Annotated in this window: 21 protein-coding genes and 2 other RNA genes; 21 read left to right on the plus strand and 2 right to left on the minus strand. The window is 65.1% G+C overall.

The features are described 5' to 3' along the window. The first annotated feature begins 2 nt into the window (after positions 1–2). From L540_RS14170 to L540_RS14225, 14 genes are all read left to right on the plus strand, one after another. Entirely contained in the window at positions 3–1,778 is a 1,776-nt protein-coding gene (locus L540_RS14170) for a DDE-type integrase/transposase/recombinase (protein WP_043208350.1), read from the plus strand. A gap of 10 nt (positions 1,779–1,788) precedes the next feature. Beyond that, a complete protein-coding gene (locus tag L540_RS14175) occupies positions 1,789–2,973 on the plus strand; it encodes an ExeA family protein (RefSeq protein ID WP_043208352.1) in 1,185 nt (394 codons plus the stop codon). After that, positions 2,964–3,284 carry a hypothetical protein gene (locus L540_RS14180; protein WP_053073219.1) on the plus strand — a complete coding sequence of 107 codons (321 nt, stop codon included), beginning with the start codon at positions 2,964–2,966 and terminating at the stop codon, positions 3,282–3,284. Before L540_RS14175 ends, L540_RS14180 begins: the two co-directional genes overlap by 10 nt. Next, complete coding sequence (locus L540_RS14185) at positions 3,278–3,493, plus strand: hypothetical protein (RefSeq protein ID WP_043208355.1); 216 nt, start codon at positions 3,278–3,280, stop codon at positions 3,491–3,493. The genes L540_RS14180 and L540_RS14185 overlap by 7 nt, the downstream gene beginning before the upstream one ends. Continuing rightward, a complete protein-coding gene (locus L540_RS14190; RefSeq protein ID WP_043208358.1) occupies positions 3,493–4,095 on the plus strand; it encodes a hypothetical protein in 603 nt (200 codons plus the stop codon). The genes L540_RS14185 and L540_RS14190 overlap by 1 nt, the downstream gene beginning before the upstream one ends. Beyond that, positions 4,092–4,712 carry a DUF3164 family protein gene (locus tag L540_RS14195; RefSeq protein ID WP_043208360.1) on the plus strand — a complete coding sequence of 207 codons (621 nt, stop codon included), beginning with the start codon at positions 4,092–4,094 and terminating at the stop codon, positions 4,710–4,712. The genes L540_RS14190 and L540_RS14195 overlap by 4 nt, the downstream gene beginning before the upstream one ends. A 119-nt stretch (positions 4,713–4,831) precedes the next feature. Beyond that, positions 4,832–5,113: an HU family DNA-binding protein gene (locus L540_RS14200; protein ID WP_043208362.1), complete on the plus strand. Its 282-nt coding sequence runs from the start codon at positions 4,832–4,834 to the stop codon at positions 5,111–5,113. Between the two features lie 9 nt (positions 5,114–5,122). After that, positions 5,123–5,187, plus strand: an RNA gene (locus L540_RS21570) — hammerhead ribozyme type II. Between the two features lie 21 nt (positions 5,188–5,208). Then, a complete protein-coding gene (locus L540_RS14205) occupies positions 5,209–5,574 on the plus strand; it encodes a hypothetical protein (protein ID WP_053073220.1) in 366 nt (121 codons plus the stop codon). Beyond that, an RNA gene (locus tag L540_RS21575) (hammerhead ribozyme type II) lies at positions 5,575–5,638 on the plus strand. 15 nt (positions 5,639–5,653) lie between these two features. Beyond that, the gene (locus L540_RS14210) at positions 5,654–6,070 is read left to right on the plus strand and encodes a hypothetical protein (protein ID WP_131726015.1); all 417 of its coding nucleotides are present in this window, start codon (positions 5,654–5,656) and stop codon (positions 6,068–6,070) included. Positions 6,071–6,074: 4 nt separating this feature from the next. Then, entirely contained in the window at positions 6,075–6,665 is a 591-nt protein-coding gene (locus L540_RS14215) for a gp16 family protein (RefSeq protein WP_068945275.1), read from the plus strand. Position 6,666: 1 nt separating this feature from the next. Next, positions 6,667–7,029 (plus strand): Mor transcription activator family protein, encoded by a 363-nt coding sequence (locus L540_RS14220; protein ID WP_043208366.1) that lies wholly within the window; start codon positions 6,667–6,669, stop codon positions 7,027–7,029. A 231-nt stretch (positions 7,030–7,260) separates the two neighbouring features. Beyond that, positions 7,261–7,863, plus strand: a complete 603-nt coding sequence (locus tag L540_RS14225; protein WP_043208368.1) for a nitroreductase family protein — start codon at positions 7,261–7,263, stop codon at positions 7,861–7,863. 96 nt (positions 7,864–7,959) lie between these two features. Here the strand turns inward: L540_RS14225 and argH are convergent, their stop codons facing one another. Then, complete coding sequence (argH, locus tag L540_RS14230; protein ID WP_043208369.1) at positions 7,960–9,372, minus strand: argininosuccinate lyase; 1,413 nt, start codon at positions 9,370–9,372, stop codon at positions 7,960–7,962. A gap of 110 nt (positions 9,373–9,482) precedes the next feature. On the opposite strand from argH, the gene L540_RS14235 reads away from it, so the two are divergent. From L540_RS14235 to L540_RS14245, 3 genes are read left to right on the plus strand one after another with little or no spacing between them, the layout of a single operon-like run. Beyond that, positions 9,483–10,802 carry a mechanosensitive ion channel family protein gene (locus L540_RS14235; RefSeq protein ID WP_043208371.1) on the plus strand — a complete coding sequence of 440 codons (1,320 nt, stop codon included), beginning with the start codon at positions 9,483–9,485 and terminating at the stop codon, positions 10,800–10,802. 36 nt (positions 10,803–10,838) lie between these two features. Further along, the gene (locus L540_RS14240; protein ID WP_043208372.1) at positions 10,839–12,473 is read left to right on the plus strand and encodes an NAD+ synthase; all 1,635 of its coding nucleotides are present in this window, start codon (positions 10,839–10,841) and stop codon (positions 12,471–12,473) included. 36 nt (positions 12,474–12,509) lie between these two features. Next, complete coding sequence (locus L540_RS14245) at positions 12,510–12,848, plus strand: P-II family nitrogen regulator (RefSeq protein ID WP_043208374.1); 339 nt, start codon at positions 12,510–12,512, stop codon at positions 12,846–12,848. A 53-nt stretch (positions 12,849–12,901) separates the two neighbouring features. Here the strand turns inward: L540_RS14245 and L540_RS14250 are convergent, their stop codons facing one another. Next, complete coding sequence (locus tag L540_RS14250) at positions 12,902–13,831, minus strand: LysR family transcriptional regulator (protein WP_043208376.1); 930 nt, start codon at positions 13,829–13,831, stop codon at positions 12,902–12,904. A gap of 108 nt (positions 13,832–13,939) precedes the next feature. Here L540_RS14250 and ggt point away from each other — a divergent pair, with 108 nt between their 5' ends. From ggt to L540_RS14270, 4 genes are all read left to right on the plus strand, one after another. Beyond that, a complete protein-coding gene (gene ggt / locus L540_RS14255; RefSeq protein ID WP_043208378.1) occupies positions 13,940–15,568 on the plus strand; it encodes a gamma-glutamyltransferase in 1,629 nt (542 codons plus the stop codon). A gap of 63 nt (positions 15,569–15,631) precedes the next feature. Beyond that, on the plus strand, positions 15,632–17,152 hold the full coding sequence (locus L540_RS14260) for an ABC transporter substrate-binding protein (protein WP_043208381.1): 1,521 nt from the start codon (positions 15,632–15,634) through the stop codon (positions 17,150–17,152). Between the two features lie 69 nt (positions 17,153–17,221). Further along, positions 17,222–18,166, plus strand: coding sequence for an ABC transporter permease (locus tag L540_RS14265; protein WP_043208382.1), 945 nt, complete (start codon positions 17,222–17,224; stop codon positions 18,164–18,166). Next, entirely contained in the window at positions 18,163–19,032 is an 870-nt protein-coding gene (locus L540_RS14270; protein WP_043208384.1) for an ABC transporter permease, read from the plus strand. The genes L540_RS14265 and L540_RS14270 overlap by 4 nt, the downstream gene beginning before the upstream one ends. The last annotated feature ends 11 nt before the right edge of the window (positions 19,033–19,043 follow it).

Consider the following 19,043-nt stretch of genomic DNA (forward strand, 5'->3'; position numbering starts at 1 on the left):
CCATGGGCGCGGTCCTGACCGAAGAACTGTCGGCCGTGGCCCAAGTGTGGCGCGCGGCCCCACATGGATGCAAGGGTGAGATTTTGGACAGCGCCTGCCAGCGCCTTGGCATCGCCCGCGCAACACTGCATCGCCGGCTGAAGGAGATCGTCGTGACCGAGCCGCGCAAGCGCCGCAGTGATGCCGGCCAAATGGCCCTCTCGCTGGACGACGCCAAGCTGATCTCCGCCGTTCTGATGGAGCATATGCGCAAGAACGGCAAGCAGCTCAAGAGCGTATCCGATGCTGTTGCCATGCTGCGGGCCAATGGCTTGATCGACGCCACGCGCGTGGATGCCGTCTCCGGCGAAGTCGCCGCGCTTTCCGATTCCGCCATTCTGCGGGCGCTGCGCCAGTATCGCCTGCATCCCGGCCAGCTGCTTGCGCCTGCGCCGGCCACCAGCATGCGCAGCCTGTACCCCAACCATGTCTGGCAGATCGACGCATCGCGGTGCGTGCTGTACTACCTGGCGCGCCAAGGCAAGGACAATGGGCTGCGTATCGCCGATCATCGTGAGTTCTACAAGAACAAGCCTGCCAACCTGGTCAAGGCGGTGAACGACGCGCTGTGGCGCTACGTCATCACCGACCACACCAGCAGCGCAACCTACGCCGACTACGTCACCGGCGGCGAGACCGGCGAGAACCTAGCCGACGTGTTCATCCGCGCGATGTGCCAGCGCGTTGGCGAGGCGATGTATGGCGTGCCCGCGATGGTGATGCTGGACCCGGGCAGCGCGAACACGGGCGCCATCTTCCGCAACCTGTGCCAGGCGCTGCGCGTGCGTGTGCAGATCAACCAGCCAGGCAACCCTCGCGCAAAGGGCCAGGTCGAAAAGGCCCAGGATCTGGTCGAGCGCTCGTTCGAGTCCACGCTGAAGCTGCTGGCCTTGGACCAGGTCGACACGCTGGAGAAAATCAACGCGCTATGCGCCCGGTGGCGCCGCTGGTTCAACGGCAGCCATATCCATACACGGCATGGCATGACGCGCGATGCAGCCTGGCTACACATCACGTCAGACCAGCTCATCATTCCGCCCTCGGCCGAGGTCATGCGCGAACTGGCTCTGTCCGATCCGGTCTCGCGCGTGGTGACAACCATGCTGCGGGTGAACTTCGAAGGGGCCGAATACAACGCGGCCAATGTCCCAGGCGTCTGCGTGGGCGAGAAGCTGATGGTGTGCCGCAACCCCTGGCGGGACGACAGCATCAACGCCATCGGAGCCGGCAAAGACGGCCACGTCGTCTACCACATCCTGGAGCGCGTCGTTCTCGACGAGTTCGGCCAGGTGGCTGAAGCGCCGGTTATCGGGGAATCCTACCAGCGCCATGCCGACACGCCCGTGCAGAGCAATCTCAAGGAACTGGAACTGCTTGCCACTGGCGCCCACAACCTGGAACAGGCTGCTGCGGCGCGCAAGGCCAAGGCCGTCCCATTCGGCGGGCAGATCGACCCCTTCAAACACATCGACGACGCCCAGGTCCCCAGCGCAATGCCGCGCCGAGGCACGGCTCATGAGTTGACAGCGCCAATCGTGCAGCTGCCGCCGCTGACCCACATCCAGGCTGCCAAGCAGCTCAAGGGTCGATTCCCTGACTGGTCGAGCGCGCATTACAGCTGGCTGCAGGGCCGCTATCCCGAGGGCATTCCGGCCGACGACCTCGATCAGGTCGCCGCCGAACTTTCCGCCGCAATGCGGCCGGCCCAAGCACCCACGCGCACGCTGCGCGTCGCCTAAAGGAGGGGCGATGTTAAAGCTCAAAAGAATCTTGGCGGACCTGCACGTCGAGCAGGCTGAGCTGGCCGAGAAGATGTCCTATAGCCAGCCCACGATTTCGCAACTGCTGAACCACAGCGTTTGGCCCAAACAGGCAGCGCGCTGGGGGCTGCGTGAACGCATCTTGAAGTTCTTGAAGGAGCGCGGCGCGACTGATGATCAGGTCGCTACCGCATTTGAAGAGTGGACCCCGACGCGCGGCAACGCGTCGGAGTCCGGTTCCCGCACGCCCACGGGCGGCATGGAGGATGAAGCAATGTCGATTCGCAAACAGATTCTACACCCCAACACCCGGCGGCATTTCAAACTTCCGGGTGACCCATTCGAAGAGGTCGCCAGTGTCGAAGAGTTCTACCAGAACGAGCACATCCGATTCACCAGGGCGGCGATGCTTGATGCCGCCAAGCGCGGCGGCTTTCTGGCGGTGGTCGGCGAGTCCGGCTCGGGTAAGACGACAATGCGGCGCGATCTGCAGGAGCGTATCGAGCGCGAGAGCATCCAGGTCCAAGTCATTCGCCCCTACGTCGTGGCCATGGAGGACAACGACGAGAAGGGCAAGACGTTGAAAGCGGCCCATATCGCCGAAGCCATCATGTCAGCAGTGGCGCCACATGAAGTGCTCAAGACCAGCTCGGAGGCGCGCTTCCGCCAGGTCGAGAAAGCGCTCAAGGAATCCTATCGAACCGGCATGCGCCACGTTGTTTTGATCGAAGAGGCCCATGCCATGCCGCTGGCCACGCTGCGTCACCTCAAGCGATTTATCGAACTGGAAGATGGTTTCACGCGCCTGCTGTCCGTCATCCTGATCGGACAGACCGAGCTGACCGTGAAGCTCAACCCCAAGAACGCCACCGTCCGGGAAGTGGTGCAGCGCTGCGAGCTGATCACGCTGCCGCCCCTGGGGCAGTACCTGGAGGATTACCTCAAGTTCCGCTTCGCGCGTTTCAGCGTGCAGCTGGACCAGGTAGTCACGTTGGATGGCCTGCAGGCTATTCGTAGCCGCCTGCAGCCCGAGGCGCCGCGTGGCCATGAAGAACGGTCATTCCTGTACCCGTTGGCCGTCCACAACCTGCTCACCGCTGCCATGAACCTGGCGGCGGAAAACGGTGCTCCCGCCGTCAGCGCCGACATCGTCATGGAGGCGAAATGGAACTGATCGCCACCGATGACATCCAGGCCGTCTCCAGCGTCTTTCATCAGCCGCGGATTCTCACGCACGACTTGGTCGGCCGCTTGGCTGAATGCAATGCGGCAGCACGCGCTGTGCGCGCCATGGGATACCGCGTGGTTGAAGAGGACGCCGCGCCGAACGACGGCGGCAAGCCGGTGCTGCTCGTCGACCTCAACCAGCAGCCCGTAGAGCGGCTTCTCAATCAGTGCGATGCCTCGACCCGCCTGGTTGCTACGGGCCGGATTACGGGCCTTTTCCAGGGCGTTCGAATCATCGTGAGAGGCATATCATGCTGAAACCTCGCATCCAGCCCACCTTCAAGGGCTTTCTGACGTGCTGGACGTGCGCAGCAATGTGCGCGGACTTCGACGTGGTGGCGTCGGCTAACCCCTGCATGCTCCAGTGCCGCAAGTGTGCCGATGGCGCCGAGGCCGCGCCGGCGCGCACGGCTACGGCCGGCCACGTTCGCGCCGGTGGTACGGCCAAGGCGCTGGAGGTGGTCTGATGCCGCTGCCAACCTTCCACTGCCCAGCATGCCGCAACCCGCTAACGGTCGAGACGGTATTCGCCAACGAGGCCGTCCGGGAGGCGATCCTGCAGTTGATCGAAGTCCACCCCGAAGCGGCCAAGCTGCTGCGGCCGCTGATGAGCTACATCGGCCTGTTCGCGCCCGAGAAGACTGCGATGCGCTACGAGCGAATCGCAGCCTTGTTGGGCGAGGTGGTGCCGATGATTCGCTCCGGAGAGGTCTGCCGCAATAGGCGCACCTGGCCGGCCCCATTGGCGTACTGGCGTCAGGGGCTGGAGGAAGTCGTGGCGCGCGGGCATTCCGGGGCGCTGCGCCGTCCGCTGGGCACCCATGGCTACCTGCTGGAAATCGTCGCTGGCCTGGCCAGCAAGGATGACGCCAAGCGCGAAGCCGTGGTCGAGCAGCAGCGTGCAGGCGTTTCCGGCGTCGGTATGGCCCCAGAACGGGCCGCCCAAGCCGTTACCACGGCGCAGCCGCGTCAGCCTATGCCGGCCGATGTCCGCGCAGAACTGCTGGCCGCTGCTGGCTCCAAGAAGCTTGTCGCAAGTCCCAACCCCCACCCCAAGGAATCGTCATGAGCAATACCCGTACCGTTCCCCCTGGCTACAAGGCAGACGGCCAAGGTCGCCTGACGCCGCTGGATGCGATCAAACCGATTGACCTCCTGCGTGATGACCTGGTCGTCAAGATCGCCGAGCGGGCGAGGGAGGAATCCCAACGCTTGGCCGAGTTCAAGGGCCATGCCTTCAATGACATCGCAGCTTTTGTCGACCTATCGGCCGAGCAGTACGGCGTATCGCTGGGTGGCCGTAAAGGCAATCTGACCTTGTATTCGTTTGATCAGCGCTACAAGCTCATCCGTGCCATGGACGAAACGCTGGTGTTCGATGAGCGCCTGCAGGTCGCCAAAGCGCTAATCGACCAGTGCCTGGCCGACTGGACGGCCGACGCTCGGCCGGAGCTGAAGGCCATCATCGACCGTGCCTTCGAAGTCGACAAGGCCGGCAACATCAACACCGACCGAGTGCTGGCGCTGCGCCGCATCCAATCCACTGATGAGCGCTGGGCTCAAGCCATGCAGGCCATCAGCGATTCCACCATGCCGGCAGGAAGCAAATCGTACATCCGCGTGTACGAGCGCGTTGGCCTGACCGACCGCTACGAGCAGATCCCGCTGGGCGTGGCAAACGTTTAGGACCCGGCCTACTGCCAGCCATCGGCAGGCGCACGCGGGCAAACGTGCGCGGTTCAGGACCCGACGCCGGGTAGGGGGATGGCCCCGGCAACATTCAACTTTTACAGGAAACTGATCACATGAGTCTCACCAAGAAAGACCTCATCGCCAAGCTATCCGACGAGACCGGCTTCTCCCGCAAGGACACCGAAAACATGGTGGACACCCTGGCTGCGACCATCAGCGAGCAGCTGGTCGCGGGCGAGGAGTTCACCCTGCCGGGCGTCGGCAAGTTCTCGACCTCGCAACGCGAGGCACGCACCGGCCGCAATCCGCAAACGGGCGAATCCATCGAAATTTCCGCCTCCGTGGGCGTCAAGTTCAGCGCCTCCAAGACCCTGAAGGACCAGGTCAACGCCTGATTTTCTTTCGTGCGAAACCGCCCTCCGGGGCGGTCTGCCGGGCGTGGTGGCCGGGCACTGATGAGCAACCATGTCAACAACTTTCGAGGCTGAGCATGCGGAAGATCCACGAACATAAGGTCGACAGCTTCAACGAGCTGCTCGACGTCCACGTCAACGATGAGCGCACTGCTGGCGGTGCGGCGTATCACTACGTCATCGAAGTGCCTGGCGTGCCTGATACCGACATCATTTTTCAGAATGGCGACCCCAACCAGGTCGGCCCCACTGGCATCACCATGGAGGTCCTGCTGGCCGTCCTGGCCGACCGCCTGCGTGGGTTCCAGGACGGAGCGTTTCCGTGCCAGGAGAACGCCGATGCTTTGCGGCATGTGGAAGCTGCCCTGGCGGCCTTGAAGAGCCGGATTCTGCGGCTCAATTCCGGCCAGCAAGCCGCCGATGCGGCATGCCCGAATTGTTAGAAGCGAAACCGCCCATGAGGCGGTCTGCCCACCGTCGTGGCTGGGTACTGATGAGCAGCGCCAACAATAGGAGATGATCGTGTCGAGAACTGAACAGGCCCTGGAACTGGTGCGCGCGCGCCCCGGCATCCGTTCCATCGAAATCGAAGATGAGCTTAGCGTCAGTGGCGCCACTGCCATCCTGGCCAGTGCGGTCCAGAAGGGCATGGTGCGCGCTGAGCGGGTGCAAGCGCCCAGCGGCCGCTGGGTGGCTGCTTTCTATCCCGTAGACCAAGAGCCAGCTGGGGACCGCGATATCACCGTGCCGCGCCAGGTTCGCACGGCCGCGCCACGCGCGACGGCCGAAGGCTTGGTGGCCGCTCTATTCACCAATGGCGACTTGGTCCTGGAAGTTGGCCGCAAATCGATACGGTTGAATGCCGGCCAAACTCGGCACCTAGTGCAGTACCTGGATCGGATCAACGTCGACCAGATCATGGCCGGCGTCGACAAGTAAGCACATGGCTGCAACCTCTCCAATCGCCCGGCTGAAGCGGCTTGTCCACGTGGCCAAGCGCGAGCTGGGCATGGACGACGATTCCTACCGCGAAGCCCTGCACGCGGCCACGGGCAAGCGCTCGACCTCCGGGATGTCCGTGGCCGAGCTGGATGCGGTCATGTTGCATATGAAGCGCTGCGGCTTCAAGGTTCGGCTGAACCCGAAGCCGAGCCGCCCCTTGGACCTGCAGGCAGAAAGCCGCAAGATTCGCGCGCTTTGGATACTGCTGCGCGACCTGGGTGCCATCCAGAACTCCTCCGAGGAGGCCCTGGGCGCCTACATCAAGCGCATGACCGGCGTTGATGCCCTGCAGTGGATCAACGGCCAACAGGCCGAACGGGTGATTGAGGGCCTGAAAAAGTGGGCGCTGCGGTTCCTACCGGCGCGGGTGAGTGCGATGGTGGAAGCCCTCGGGCCGCGCATCAGCAGCTTGGACCCAGTCAACCAAGCTGCGCTGCGCGTCACGTTGAGCCAAGCATTTGCTCGCCAAACCTTTGACCCGATGTTGAAGGCCTGGACGCTCTTGAGCCAGGTTTCCGCAGCAGGAGAATAGGATGGAACGCCCGAATAGCCGCATGAGTCTGGTCCGTCACGAACTGTTTTCGGACCTCGTGACACACGTGGAAACCCTTCTGAGGGACCTGGGCCTGCCTCCTGAGATCGCCGACCAGGCGGCGGCTGCCGTGGCGGACTTCCTAGCCGATCATTGGGGAGGGCAATACGTCCTGATCCCCAAAGACTTTCAGTTTAAGCTGGCCACGCGAGACCTTGAGATGTACCGCAGCCATCGTGGCGACTTCTCGGTCACAGCACGCAAATGGGGCATGACCGAACGGGGTACACGCAAGGTCATCGAGCGCGTCATGAAGCGGCTGGTGGCCCAAAACCAGGGCCGGCTGTTCGACGACCTGCCGTAACATCAGCGCTGCCCATTTTTCATGATTCGCAACTCTTTTTCCAAGCTGTCCAACTAAATCCCGGAATTTCCGACCAAATCCCGGATTTATCTCAGTCTTTCCCCTGTAGTTATCTCACTTCTCTTCAGGCGTGGCCTATAATAAGAATGTTTCTCATTAATTGGCTCCGGCTTCTGTGCCGGGGCGCCGCGGCCTGCTATCCTGGCCGCGGCCTGCACTTATCCGAACATCATGACCGAAGCCACCGCCAATCCCGCCCTGCACGCGCTCAATACGCGCCGTTCCATGAAATTCCTGCGCGCGCCCGCGCCCAAGCCCGATGAGCTCGCGCAGATCCTGCAAGCCGCCATGAGCGCGCCCGATCACGGGGCGCTGCGCCCCTGGCGTTTCGTGCGCATCCAGGGCGAGGCCATCGGCCGCTTCGCCGACGCGGCGCTGGATGCCGTCAAGCGCAGCGGCGATCCGCGCATGACGCCCGAGAAAGAAAAATCCGTGCGCGCCTGGATGGCCGAGGTGCCGCTGTTCCTGGCCCTGGCGGCCAAGATCGACCACAACTCCAAAGTGCGCGAGCAGGAGCAGGTGCTGGCCGCCGGCGCGGCCGTGATGAACATCCTCAACGCCACCCATATGCTGGGCTACGGCGCTTTCTGGAGCACGGGGCTGGGCACCTATGTCGAAGAGGTCCAGGAGATCCTGGGCCTGGATCCCCTGGAGTACCGCTTCCTGGGCTATCTGGCCATCGGCACGCCGGCCTGCGCCGTGCCGCCGGCCAACCGCCCGGATTTCCGCGACTTCCTGACCGAATGGACGGGCGCCGAGGCAGCGGTCAAATAAGGCGCGCGCCGCCGCGTTTTCCAGCTGACGGCCGGAAAGCGCCCATGACAAAGGGCCCCTGAAGGGCCCTTTGTGCCTTGGGGCGCGCCGCGCCGGTCAGGCGGTTTCGTCGATCACGCGCTGGGCTTCGATGCGCACGCGCTCGGGGGCGGTGCCGCCAATGTGCTTGCGCGCGGCCACCGAGCCTTCCAGGGTCAGCACCTCGTGGATGTCGGCCTCGATGGACGGATGGTAGGCCTTGAGCTCTTCCAGCGTCAGGTCGGCCAGGTCGCAGCCGCGCTGTTCGCAGTCGCGCACGGCATGGGCGACGACTTCATGGGCGTCGCGGAAGGGCAGGCCGCGCTTGACCAGGTAGTCGGCCAGGTCGGTGGCGGTGGCAAAGCCTTGCAGCGCGGCGGCGCGCATGTTCTCGGGCTTGACCTTGATGCCGCCGGCCATGTCGGCGAAGATGGTCAGCGTGTCGCGCAGGGTATCGGCCGTGTCGAACAGGCCTTCCTTGTCTTCCTGGTTGTCCTTGTTGTAGGCCAGGGGCTGGCCCTTCATCAGGGTCAGCAGGGCGACCAGATGGCCGTTGACGCGGCCGGTCTTGCCGCGCGCCAGCTCGGGCACGTCGGGGTTTTTCTTCTGCGGCATGATGGAGCTGCCGGTGCAGAAGCGATCGGCCAGGTCGATGAAGCCCACGCGCGGGCTCATCCACAGCACCAGCTCCTCGGACAGGCGCGAGACGTGCGTCATGATGAGGGCGGCGGCGGCGCAGAACTCGATGGCGAAGTCGCGGTCGGATACGGCATCGAGCGAGTTGCGGCACACGCCCTCGAAATCCAGGCTGCGGGCCACGCGCTCGCGGTCGATGGGGTAGGAGGTGCCGGCCAGGGCGGCCGCGCCCAGCGGCAGCCGGTTGACCCGCTTGCGGCAATCGGCCAGGCGCTCGGCGTCGCGGCCGAACATCTCGGCGTAGGCGAGCAGGTGGTGGCCGAAGGTGACCGGCTGGGCCACCTGCAAATGGGTGAAGCCCGGCATGATGGTGGCGGCGTTGTCCAGGGCCACCGTGGCCAGGGCGTGGCGCAGCTGGCGCAGCAGGCCGATCAGGGTGTCGATTTCGTCGCGCAGCCACAGGCGGATGTCGGTGGCGACCTGGTCATTGCGCGAACGGCCGGTGTGCAGGCGCTTGCCCGCGTCGCCGACGAGCTCGACCAGGCGTTTTTCGATATTCAGGTGGACGTCTTCGAGGTCGAGCAGCCACTGGAAGCTGCCGGCGTCGATTTCCGAGAGGATCTGCCGCATGCCGCGCTGGATGTCGGCCAGGTCCTGGGCGGAAATAATGCCCTGGGCGGCCAGCATGTCGGCGTGGGCCAGCGAGCCGCGGATGTCGTGGCGCGCCAGGCGCTTGTCGAAATCCACCGAGGCGGTGTAGCGCTTGACGAGATCGGAGACGGGTTCGGAGAACCGCGCGGACCAGGCTTGCGCCTTGTTGGCGAACTGGTCTTGTTGGGAAGGAGTATTTGCCATGATGCCCGGAATTATAGGGCCTGGCAGGCATACTGGCGCGCCGCCGCCCCGGGCCGCGATATTGGATAATGAGGCCGGATGGACCCCGACGCAAGGAGCAAGCTTTGACGATGCAGTGGCAGACCGTGGCCGCGACCCTGGACCACTACACCCCGACCCAGCCCTGGGCGCAGACCCTGGTGGGCGTGGCCGCGCTGGCGCTGGCGGCGCTTTTCGCCCAATGGGTGGTGGCCCGCCTGGTGCTGTATTTCGCCCACCGCCTGCTGCGCGCCTCCGGCCGCGAAGACTGGGACCAGGCCCTGCAGCGGCGCCGCGCCTACCAGAATCTCTGGTACGCCGTGCCTTTTGCCGTGGTGTCGATGGGCATCGATCTGGTGCCCCATGCCGAGCGCGCCGTCACGGTGGTCGGGCGCCTGGCCCATGCCGGCGCCTGGATCTGCGTGTTCGTGGCCTTCAGCGGCGTGCTCAGCGCCTGGCAGGACACCTATTCGGCCACCACGCGCGCCCAGACCCGCTCGATCAAGGGCTATATCCAGATCACCAAGCTCATCATGATGGCCATCTGCGTCGTGCTGGTGCTGTCCATCCTGATGGATCGCTCGCCCTTGTGGATGATCTCCGGGCTGGGCGCCTTGTCGGCCGTGCTGCTGCTGGTGTTCAAGGACACGCTGCTGTCGCTGGTGGCCAGCACGCAGCTGACCTCCAACGATATGCTGCGCATCGGCGACTGGATCGAAATGCCCCAGGCCAATGCCGACGGCTTCGTCAAGGACATCGCCCTGCATACGGTCAAGGTCCAGAACTGGGACAACACGGTCACCACCGTGCCGACCTACAAGCTTTTCTCCGAAAGCTACCGCAATTACCGCCAGATGTTCGAGTCGGGCGGCCGCCGCATCAAGCGCACCCTGCGCATCGACGCGGCCTCGGTGCGCTTCCTGGATGGCGAGGAGTCGCAGCGGCTGATGCGCTTTCGTCTCCTGCATGACTATCTGCAGGCCAAGGAGGACGATCTGGCGCGCGCCAACCAGGACCTGGGCCCCTTGGCCGAGGTGCCGGCCAACCGGCGGCGCCTGACCAATATCGGCACCTTCCGCGTCTATGCGCTGGCCTATCTGCGCCAGCACCCCGAGGTGCGCCAGGACATGGCCATGATGGTGCGCATGATGGAGCCCCAGGCCGAAGGCATCCCGATCGAGATCTATTGCTTTACGGCCATCACCGCCTGGGTCGAATACGAGCGCATACAGGGCGATATCTTCGACCATCTGCTGGCTATCCTCCCCGAACTGGGCCTGAGGCTCTACCAGCAGCCTTCGGGGTCGGACCTCAGCGCCCTGTCCGGGCAGATGCGCGAGGCCGCCTGGCACGAAGCCCGGCGCGAGCAGGCCCTGTCGCTGCCGGGCTCGGGCGGGCCCGCCATGCGATAATTTGGCATCCCCTTCATTGCATTGGAATCGTCGTTCATGAGCGTTGTCCGGGTAGGAATCGCGCAAATCAATGCCTGCGTGGGAGACCTGGCAGGCAACGCCGCACGGGTCCTGCAGGCGGCCCGCCAGGCGCATGGCCATGGGGCCGACATCCTGGTGGCACCCGAGCTGGTGCTGACCGGTTATCCGCCCGAGGACCTGCTGCTGCGCCCGCTGTTCATCGAGCGCCAGCACGCCGAGCTCGACAAGCTGGCCGCCGAGCTGGCCGGCCTGGCCGGCCTGCATGTGCTGGTGGGCCATGTCGAGCGCCGCGAAGGCCGCCTCTATAACGCCGCCACGCTGCTGGCCGGCGGCAAGCGGCTGGGCACGTATTGCAAGCGCGAGCTGCCCAACTACTCGGTCTTCGACGAACAACGCTATTTCACGCCCGACACCCGGCCCCTGGTCTTCGAACTCAAGGGGCAGCGCTTCGGCGTCAATATCTGCGAAGACATCTGGTTCGACCGGACCGCGCGCGCCGCGGCCGAGGCCGGCGCCCAGGTGCTGCTGGTGCCCAATGCCTCGCCCTACAACGTCGGCAAGCAGGCCGAGCGCCTGATGATCGCCGAGCGCACCGTGGCGGCGACCGGCTGCGCCCTGGTCTACGCCAATCTGGTCGGCGGCCAGGACGAGCTGGTCTTCGACGGCGCCTCCTTCGTCCTTGACCGCCAGGCGCGGCTGCGGGCGCGCCTGCCCGACTTCACCGAGGGCGTGAACCTCGTCGACGTGCACGCCGACGGCAGCATCGAACCGGCCACGCCCGAGGCCTCGGTGCAGCCCTACGGCGAAGAAGAACAGGTCTGGAACGCGCTGGTGCTGGGCACGCGCGACTACCTGGGCAAAAACGGCTTTCCGGGCGCCATCATCGGCTTGTCCGGCGGCATCGATTCGGCCGTGGTGCTGGCCGTCGCGGTCGATGCCCTGGGCGCCGAAAACGTGCGCGCCGTCATGATGCCCTCGCGCTATACCGCCGACATCTCGCTGACCGATGCGCGCGACATGGCGCAGCGCCTGGGCGTGCAGTACGACGAGATCGTCATCGGCCCCATCGTCGATGCCTTCGAGCGCGCGCTGGCGCCGCAATTCGCTGGCCTGCCGGTCGACGCCACCGAAGAAAACATCCAGGCGCGCGCGCGCGGCACCTTGCTCATGGCGCTGTCCAACAAGACCGGCCGGCTGGTGCTGACCACCGGCAACAAATCGGAGATGACCACCGGCTATTGCACGCTGTACGGCGACATGGCCGGCGGCTTCGCGGTCATCAAGGACGTGCCCAAGACCCTGGTCTACCGTCTGGCGGCCTGGCGCAACACCCGGGGCGACATCATCCCCGAGCGCATCATCACGCGCCCGCCCTCGGCCGAGCTGCGTCCCGACCAGAAGGACCAGGACAGCCTGCCGCCCTACGACGTGCTGGACGGCATCGTCGTGCGCTATATGGAGCAGAATGCCTCGGCCGCCGAGATCGTGGCCGAAGGCTATCCGCCGGCCGCGGTCGAGCAGGTCTTGCGGCTGATCCGCATCAACGAATACAAACGGCGGCAGGCGCCGCCCGGGCCGCGCATCACCCCCCGCGCATTCGGCCGGGATTGGCGCTATCCTGTCACCAACGGATTCCGCGAATCCCCCTGAGCCCAGCACGCCATAACAATCTCCAGGACTGCGAAAGTGAAACAAGTTACCGCCATCATCAAACCGTTCAAGCTCGACGAAGTGCGCGAAGCCCTGGCCGAAGTCGGCGTCAGCGGCCTGACGGTCACCGAGGTCAAGGGCTTCGGGCGCCAGAAGGGGCATACCGAGCTGTATCGCGGCGCGGAGTACGTGGTGGATTTCCTGCCCAAGATCCGCGTCGAGGTCGTCCTGGCCGACGATCTGGTCGAGCAGGCCATCGAAGCCATCCTCAAGGCGGCCCGCACGGGCAAGATCGGCGATGGCAAGATCTTCGTGACGCCGGTCGAGCAGGCCATCCGCATCCGCACGGGCGAGGCCGACGAAGAAGCCCTCTGAAGCCGGCCCGTCTGCCCAGCGAAAAGCGCCGCCTACGCGGCGCTTTTTGCATATCAGCGGCCGGAATCAGCCCGCGCCGCCGGCCTGGCCGCGGCGCGGCGCACGGCGAATCGCTGCTGGCATTGCTGGCAGATGGCCGCCGTGATGTCCTGGCGCGCGTGTTCGCGCCGCTCCAGCATGCCGATGGCGCGCGCGGTGGGCCCCAGGTCGTCGGGCAAGGCCAGGACGCGCAGGTCCCGGCTTTCCTGCCAGTTGGCGCCATTGAGCAGGGGCAGCAGGGCCACGCCGGTCTCCTGGCGCACCAGTTCCACCAGGGTCTCGATGGCGTTGAGCTCCAGGAACTCGCTGACCGCGACGCCCAGGCGGCGCAGCACGCGGTCGATCTGCAGGCCGGTGCGCTGGGTGCGGTCAAAGCGCAAAAAGGGATTGGCGCGCAGCACCTCGCGCACGTCCTCGCCGCCGGCCGCCGCCGGATGCGCCACCACGACCAGGGGCTCCTCATAAAGCGGCGTCCATCGGGTGGACGCCATCTTGCGGCCGGCCTCCACGATAAGGGCGGCGTCCAGCTCGCCGGCTTCCACCTTGCTGGCCAGTTCGCTGGCCTTGCCGGACAGCACGCGGACATCCAGGCCGGGGTGCTCGCGCTTCATGCGGGTGACCACCTTGGACAGCGTGCCCATGCAGGACACGATGGCGCCCACCGAGACCGCGCCGGCCAGGGCGTCGCTGGTGTGGCGGGGCAGGCGCAGGCGCTCGTACAGATCCAGCAATTGCTTGATTTCGGGCAGCAATTCGCGCCCGGCGGCATTCAGGATGGCCAGCCGGCCGCTGCGGTCGAACAGTTCGCGTCCCAGTTCGGCCTCCAGCGAGCGCATCTGGAAGCTCACCGCCGCCTGGGTCAGGGCCACCTGTTCGGCGGCCTCGGCGAAGGTGCCGTGATGGGCGACGGCCAGGAAAGTCCGCATAAAGCGCAGGGTGCTCATGGGGGCCCTCGATAAACAAAAAAACTTTTAATGACGGATCAAAAAATCAAATTGATTTAATTAAATCACAAGAGTAATTTCAGCAGTTTGTCCCCCGAGAGCCGTGCCATGAAACCGTTTGACTGGAGCAATCCCTATCCTTCGCACCGCATTCCGCTGTTTGCGCGCAATGTGGTGTCGACTTCGCATCCGCTGGCCGCGCAGGCCGGGCTGCGCATGCTGCTCAAGGGCGGCAATGCCGTGGACGCCGCCATCGCCGCGGCGGCCACCATCGTGCTGGTCGAGCCGGTATCCAACGGCCTGGGCAGCGACTGTTTCGCGATTCTCTGGGATGGCAAGAAACTGCACGGCCTGAATTCCTCGGGCACGGCGCCGGCGGCCTGGAGCGTCGAGTACTTCAAGCGCAAATACGGCACCGACGCCGCCGGCCTGGCCAAGCAGCCCAAGCGCGGCTGGGATACGGTCACGGTGCCGGGCGCGGTGGCGGGCTGGTCCGCCCTGCATGAGAAGTTCGGCAAGCTGCCGTTCGAGCAGCTGTTCGAGCCGGCCATCGAAATCGCCGAGCGCGGCTATGCCGTGCCGCCCGTGGTGGCGCACAAATGGGCCGCCGCCGCGCAGGAACTCAGCGAGCAGCCCGGCTATGCCCAGGCTTTCCTGCCCAAGGGCCGGGCGCCGGAGGTGGGCGAGCATTTCCGCTTCCCCGACGCGGCCTATGCGCTCAAGCGCATCGCCGCCAGCGGCGGCCGCGATTTCTACGAGGGCGAGCTGGCCGAGCGTATCGCCGCCTTCAGCAAGGAATGCGGCGGCGCGATGACGCTGGAGGATCTGCGCAACTACCGTCCGCAATGGGTCGAGCCCATCCGCAAGGCCTATCGCGGCTATGAACTCAACGAAATCCCGCCCAACGGGCAGGGCATCGCGGCGCTGATCGCCCTGGGCATCTGCGAGAAATTCGACCTGGCCAATATGCCGGTGGATTCGGCGCAGTCGCAGCATGTGCAGATCGAGGCCATGAAGCTGGCCTTCGCCGATCTCTACCGCTATGTGGCCGATCCGCGCAGCATGGAAGTCACGCCGGCGCAGATGCTCGACGACGCCTATCTGGCCAGCCGCGCCAAGCTCATCCAGCTGGACCGCGCGACCCACTTCGCGGCCGGACGCCCGCATGCCGGCGGCACCATCTACCTGACCGCCGCCGACGAAAACGGCATGATGATCTCCTTCATCCAGTCGAACTACATGGGCTTTGGCTCGGGCGTGGTCGTGCCCGGCACGGGCATCAGCCTGCAGAACCGCGGCGTGGGTTTTTCGATGGACCCGGCGTCGGCCAATGTGGTCGAGGGCGGCAAGCGCCCCTTCCATACCATCATCCCGGGCTTCCTGACCCAGGGCGGCCGGCCGGTCATGAGCTTTGGCGTCATGGGCGGCGATATGCAGCCGCAGGGGCATTTGCAGACCGTCATCCGCATGCTGGACTATCACCAGAATCCCCAGGCGGCCTGCTGCGCGCCGCGCTGGAAGGTCAACCGCGATTTCACGCTGGATATCGAATCCAGCATGAATCCGGCCGTCGTGCAGGCGCTCAAGGACATGGGCCATTCCCTGAAGTCGGTCGACGATCCTTATATGGATTTCGGCGCCGGCCAGTTCATCTGGCGCATGGACGGCAGCGACAACGAGCTGGGCTATGTGGCGGCCAGCGATAGCCGCCGCGACGGCCAGGCCGTCGGTTTCTGAGGCCGGCCCGGGCGCGCCCCGCGGCGGGCGCGCCGTTTTTTCGTCAACAAGGGGAATAATTCAATGAAAACCTGGAAACCTCTCGGCCTGGCCATGGCGGCGGCGACGCTGTCGCTGGCCGGCGCCGCCGCCGTGGCGCAAGACCTGCGCATCGGCTTGCAGGAGGATCCCGATGTGCTGGATCCGCATCGCGCGCGCACCTACGTCGGCCGTCTTGTCTTCACATCGCTGTGCGACAAGCTCGTGGACCTGGACGCCAAGCTGCAGTTCGTGCCGCAGCTGGCGGCCTCCTGGTCCTGGAGCGAGGACAACAAGACGTTGACCTTCAAGCTGCGCGATGATGCGTATTTCCACGACGGCAGCAAGTTCGACGCCGCCGCGGCCAAGGCCAATCTCGAGCGCGCCATGACTCTGCAGGACAGCATGCGCAAGGGCGAACTGGCCTCGGTCGAGCGCATCGAGGCGCCCGATGCCCAGACCCTGGTGCTGCATCTGAAGCGCCCCGACGCCACGCTCGTGGCCCAGCTGTCGGACCGCGCCGGCATGATGCTGTCGCCCAAGTCCTTCGAGGGCGACCCCGCCGCCGTGGGCCGCAAGCCGATCTGCTCCGGGCCGTATCAATTCGTCGAGCGCGTGCAGAACGACCGCATCGTGCTGGAGAAGTTCGACAAATACTATGACGCCAAGAGCTACGCCTTCGCGCGCCTGGTGTTCCTGCCCATCCCGGATACCACGGTGCGCCTGTCCAATCTGCGCGCCGGGGGCCTGGACATCCTGGAGCGCATGAATCCTTCCGATGCGCCGCAGGTCAGAAGCGACAAGAGCGTGCAGTTCATGTCGGCCTCGGGCCTGGGCTTCCAGGAAGTGTTCTACAACCTGGGCAATGGCAAGCGGGCCGAGACCAGTCCCTTCAAGGATCCGCGCGTGCGTCATGCCTTCGAGCTGACCATAGACCGCAACGTCATCAACGAGGTCGTGGGCGGCGGCATCTTCGAGCCGGCCAGCCAGCCTTTCCCGCCGGCCAGCCCCTACCATACGGATAAATTCCCCGTGCCCAAGCGCGACGTGGCCCGTGCCCGCGCCCTGCTCAAGGAGGCCGGCGTGGACAAGGTGAGCGCCGAGTTCGCCTTCGGCAACAACACCACCACGGCGGCCATCGCCGAGATGATCCAGGCCATGTCGGCCGAGGCTGGCTTCCAGCTCAAGCTGCGGCCCACCGAGTACGCCGCGCTGCTGAACGAGGCGCAGGCCGGCAACTTCGAGGTCATGATGCGCGGTTGGTCGGGCCGGGCGGACCCGGACGGCAATCTCTACCAGTTCGTGACCTGCAAGGGGTCGCTGAACGACGGCCGCTACTGCAATCCCGAGGTGGACAAGCTGCTGGCCGATGCGCGCACCGTGCCCGACCAGGACAAGCGGCGCGCCATCTATGACCAGGCGCAGAAGCTGCTGCACGACGACGCGCACAACTTCTACCTGTACTATCAGCCTTGGCCTTTTGTGCTGGGCAAGAATGTGCGTGGCTTCACCGCCTATCCGGACGGGATGATCCGTCTGAAGGGCGTCAGCTTGGCGCAGAAGTAATCCTGCCGCGATGGCCGGGCGCGTCCCCGCGTCCGGCCGGCGGCTTTTTTGTTTTCCGGTTTTCCTAGCATGTTCAAATTGATACTGCGCCGCGTGGTGGTGGCGATCCCGACACTGATCCTGGTGTCGATGATCGTCTTCATGCTGCAAAAAATCCTGCCGGGCGATCCCGTCCTGACCCTGGCCGGCGAGGAAAGGGATCCCGCCGTGCTGGACTACCTGCGCGACAAATACCGCCTGAACGATCCCTTGCCCATGCAATACATGGCCTGGGTGGGGCAGGTCGTCCAGGGGGATCTGGGCAAATCCATGCGCACCGATGTCCCGGTGCTCACGCTGATCGGCCAGAAGCTGCCGGTCACGCTGCAACTGGCCGCCATGGCCATGGCCTTCGCCATGCTCATCGGCATCCCCATGGGCATCATCGCGGCGGTGCGCAAGGGCACGGCCGTCGAGATGGGCGCCAATGTGGCGGCCTTGTCCGGGATGTCGATACCGAATTTCTGGCTCGGCATCATCCTCATCATGTTGGTGTCGGTGCAATGGAAGCTGTTGCCGGCCTCGGGCTATGTCTCGCCGACCGAGGACTTCTGGCTGTCCATCAAGACCATGCTGATGCCGGCCTTCGTGCTGTCGACGGCGATCGCCGCTTACCTGATGCGGCATACCCGCTCGGCCATGCTGGAGGCCCTGAGCGCCGACTATGTGCGCACCGCGCGCGCCAAGGGCGTCTCGGCCCGCAAGGTGGTGCTGCGCCACGCCTTGCGCAATGCCCTCATGCCCATCATCACCCTGGTGACGCTGCTGTTCGGCGAATTGCTGGCCGGCGCCGTCCTGACCGAACAGGTCTTCACGATCCCGGGCTTCGGCAAGCTGATCGTCGATGCCGTGTTCAACCGCGATTACGCCGTGGTGCAGGGGGTCGTGCTCTGCGTCGCGGTGGGCTTTATCTTCATGAATCTGCTGGCCGATGTCCTGTACGTCCTGGTCAATCCCCGTCTGAGGCATCAATGAGCGCGACCACCGTCACGGCCGTCCCGCCCCGCGCCGGCAATCGCGCCTGGGCCAAATTCAAGCGCAACAAGGTCGCCCTGGTGGGCGCCTTCATCGTGCTGTTCTTCGTCGTGCTGGCGCTGTTCGCGCCGCTGATCGCCAACCACGACCCTTTCCAGACCAGTTTCATGACCATCCGCAAGGCGCCCTCGGCGGCCTATTGGCTGGGCACCGACGAGCTGGGCCGCGATATTTTCAGCCGCATGGTCTTCGGCGCCCGGGCCTCGCTCATGGCGGGCATGGTCTCGGTCCTGATCGCCCTGGTCGTGGGCGTGCCCTTCGGGCTGGCCGCGGGGTATTTCGGCGGCTGGACCGACAGCGTCATCTCGCGCGCCACCGAGGCGCTGCTGGCCATTCCCTTCCTGATCCTGGCCATCGCCCTGGCCGCCTTCCTGGGACCGAGCCTGGTCAACGCCATGATCGCCATCGGCGTGTCGGCCGCGCCCAAGTTCATCCGCATCACGCGCGGCCAGGTGCTGGCGGTGCGCAATGAAGACTACGTCCAGAGCGCGCGCGCCCTGGGCGCTTCGGATCTGCGCATCATCGCGCGGCATGTCTTCCCCAATGTGATGCCGCCCCTGATCGTGCAGGCCACCATCACCATCGCCACGGCCATCATCGCCGAGGCCAGCCTGTCCTTTCTGGGCTTGGGGCTGCAGCCGCCCAATCCTTCCTGGGGCTCGATGCTGAATACGGCCAAGAATTTCATGACCCAGGCGCCGTGGATGTCGATCTTTCCCGGATCGGCGATCTTTCTGGCCGTGCTGGGCTTCAATCTGCTGGGCGACGGTCTGCGTGACGCCCTGGACCCGCGTCAGGATAAGTAAAGCATGATCGC

Origin of the sequence: Bordetella pseudohinzii (genome assembly GCF_000657795.2) — a bacterium.
In the GTDB taxonomy this organism is placed as follows: domain Bacteria; phylum Pseudomonadota; class Gammaproteobacteria; order Burkholderiales; family Burkholderiaceae_B; genus Bordetella; species Bordetella pseudohinzii.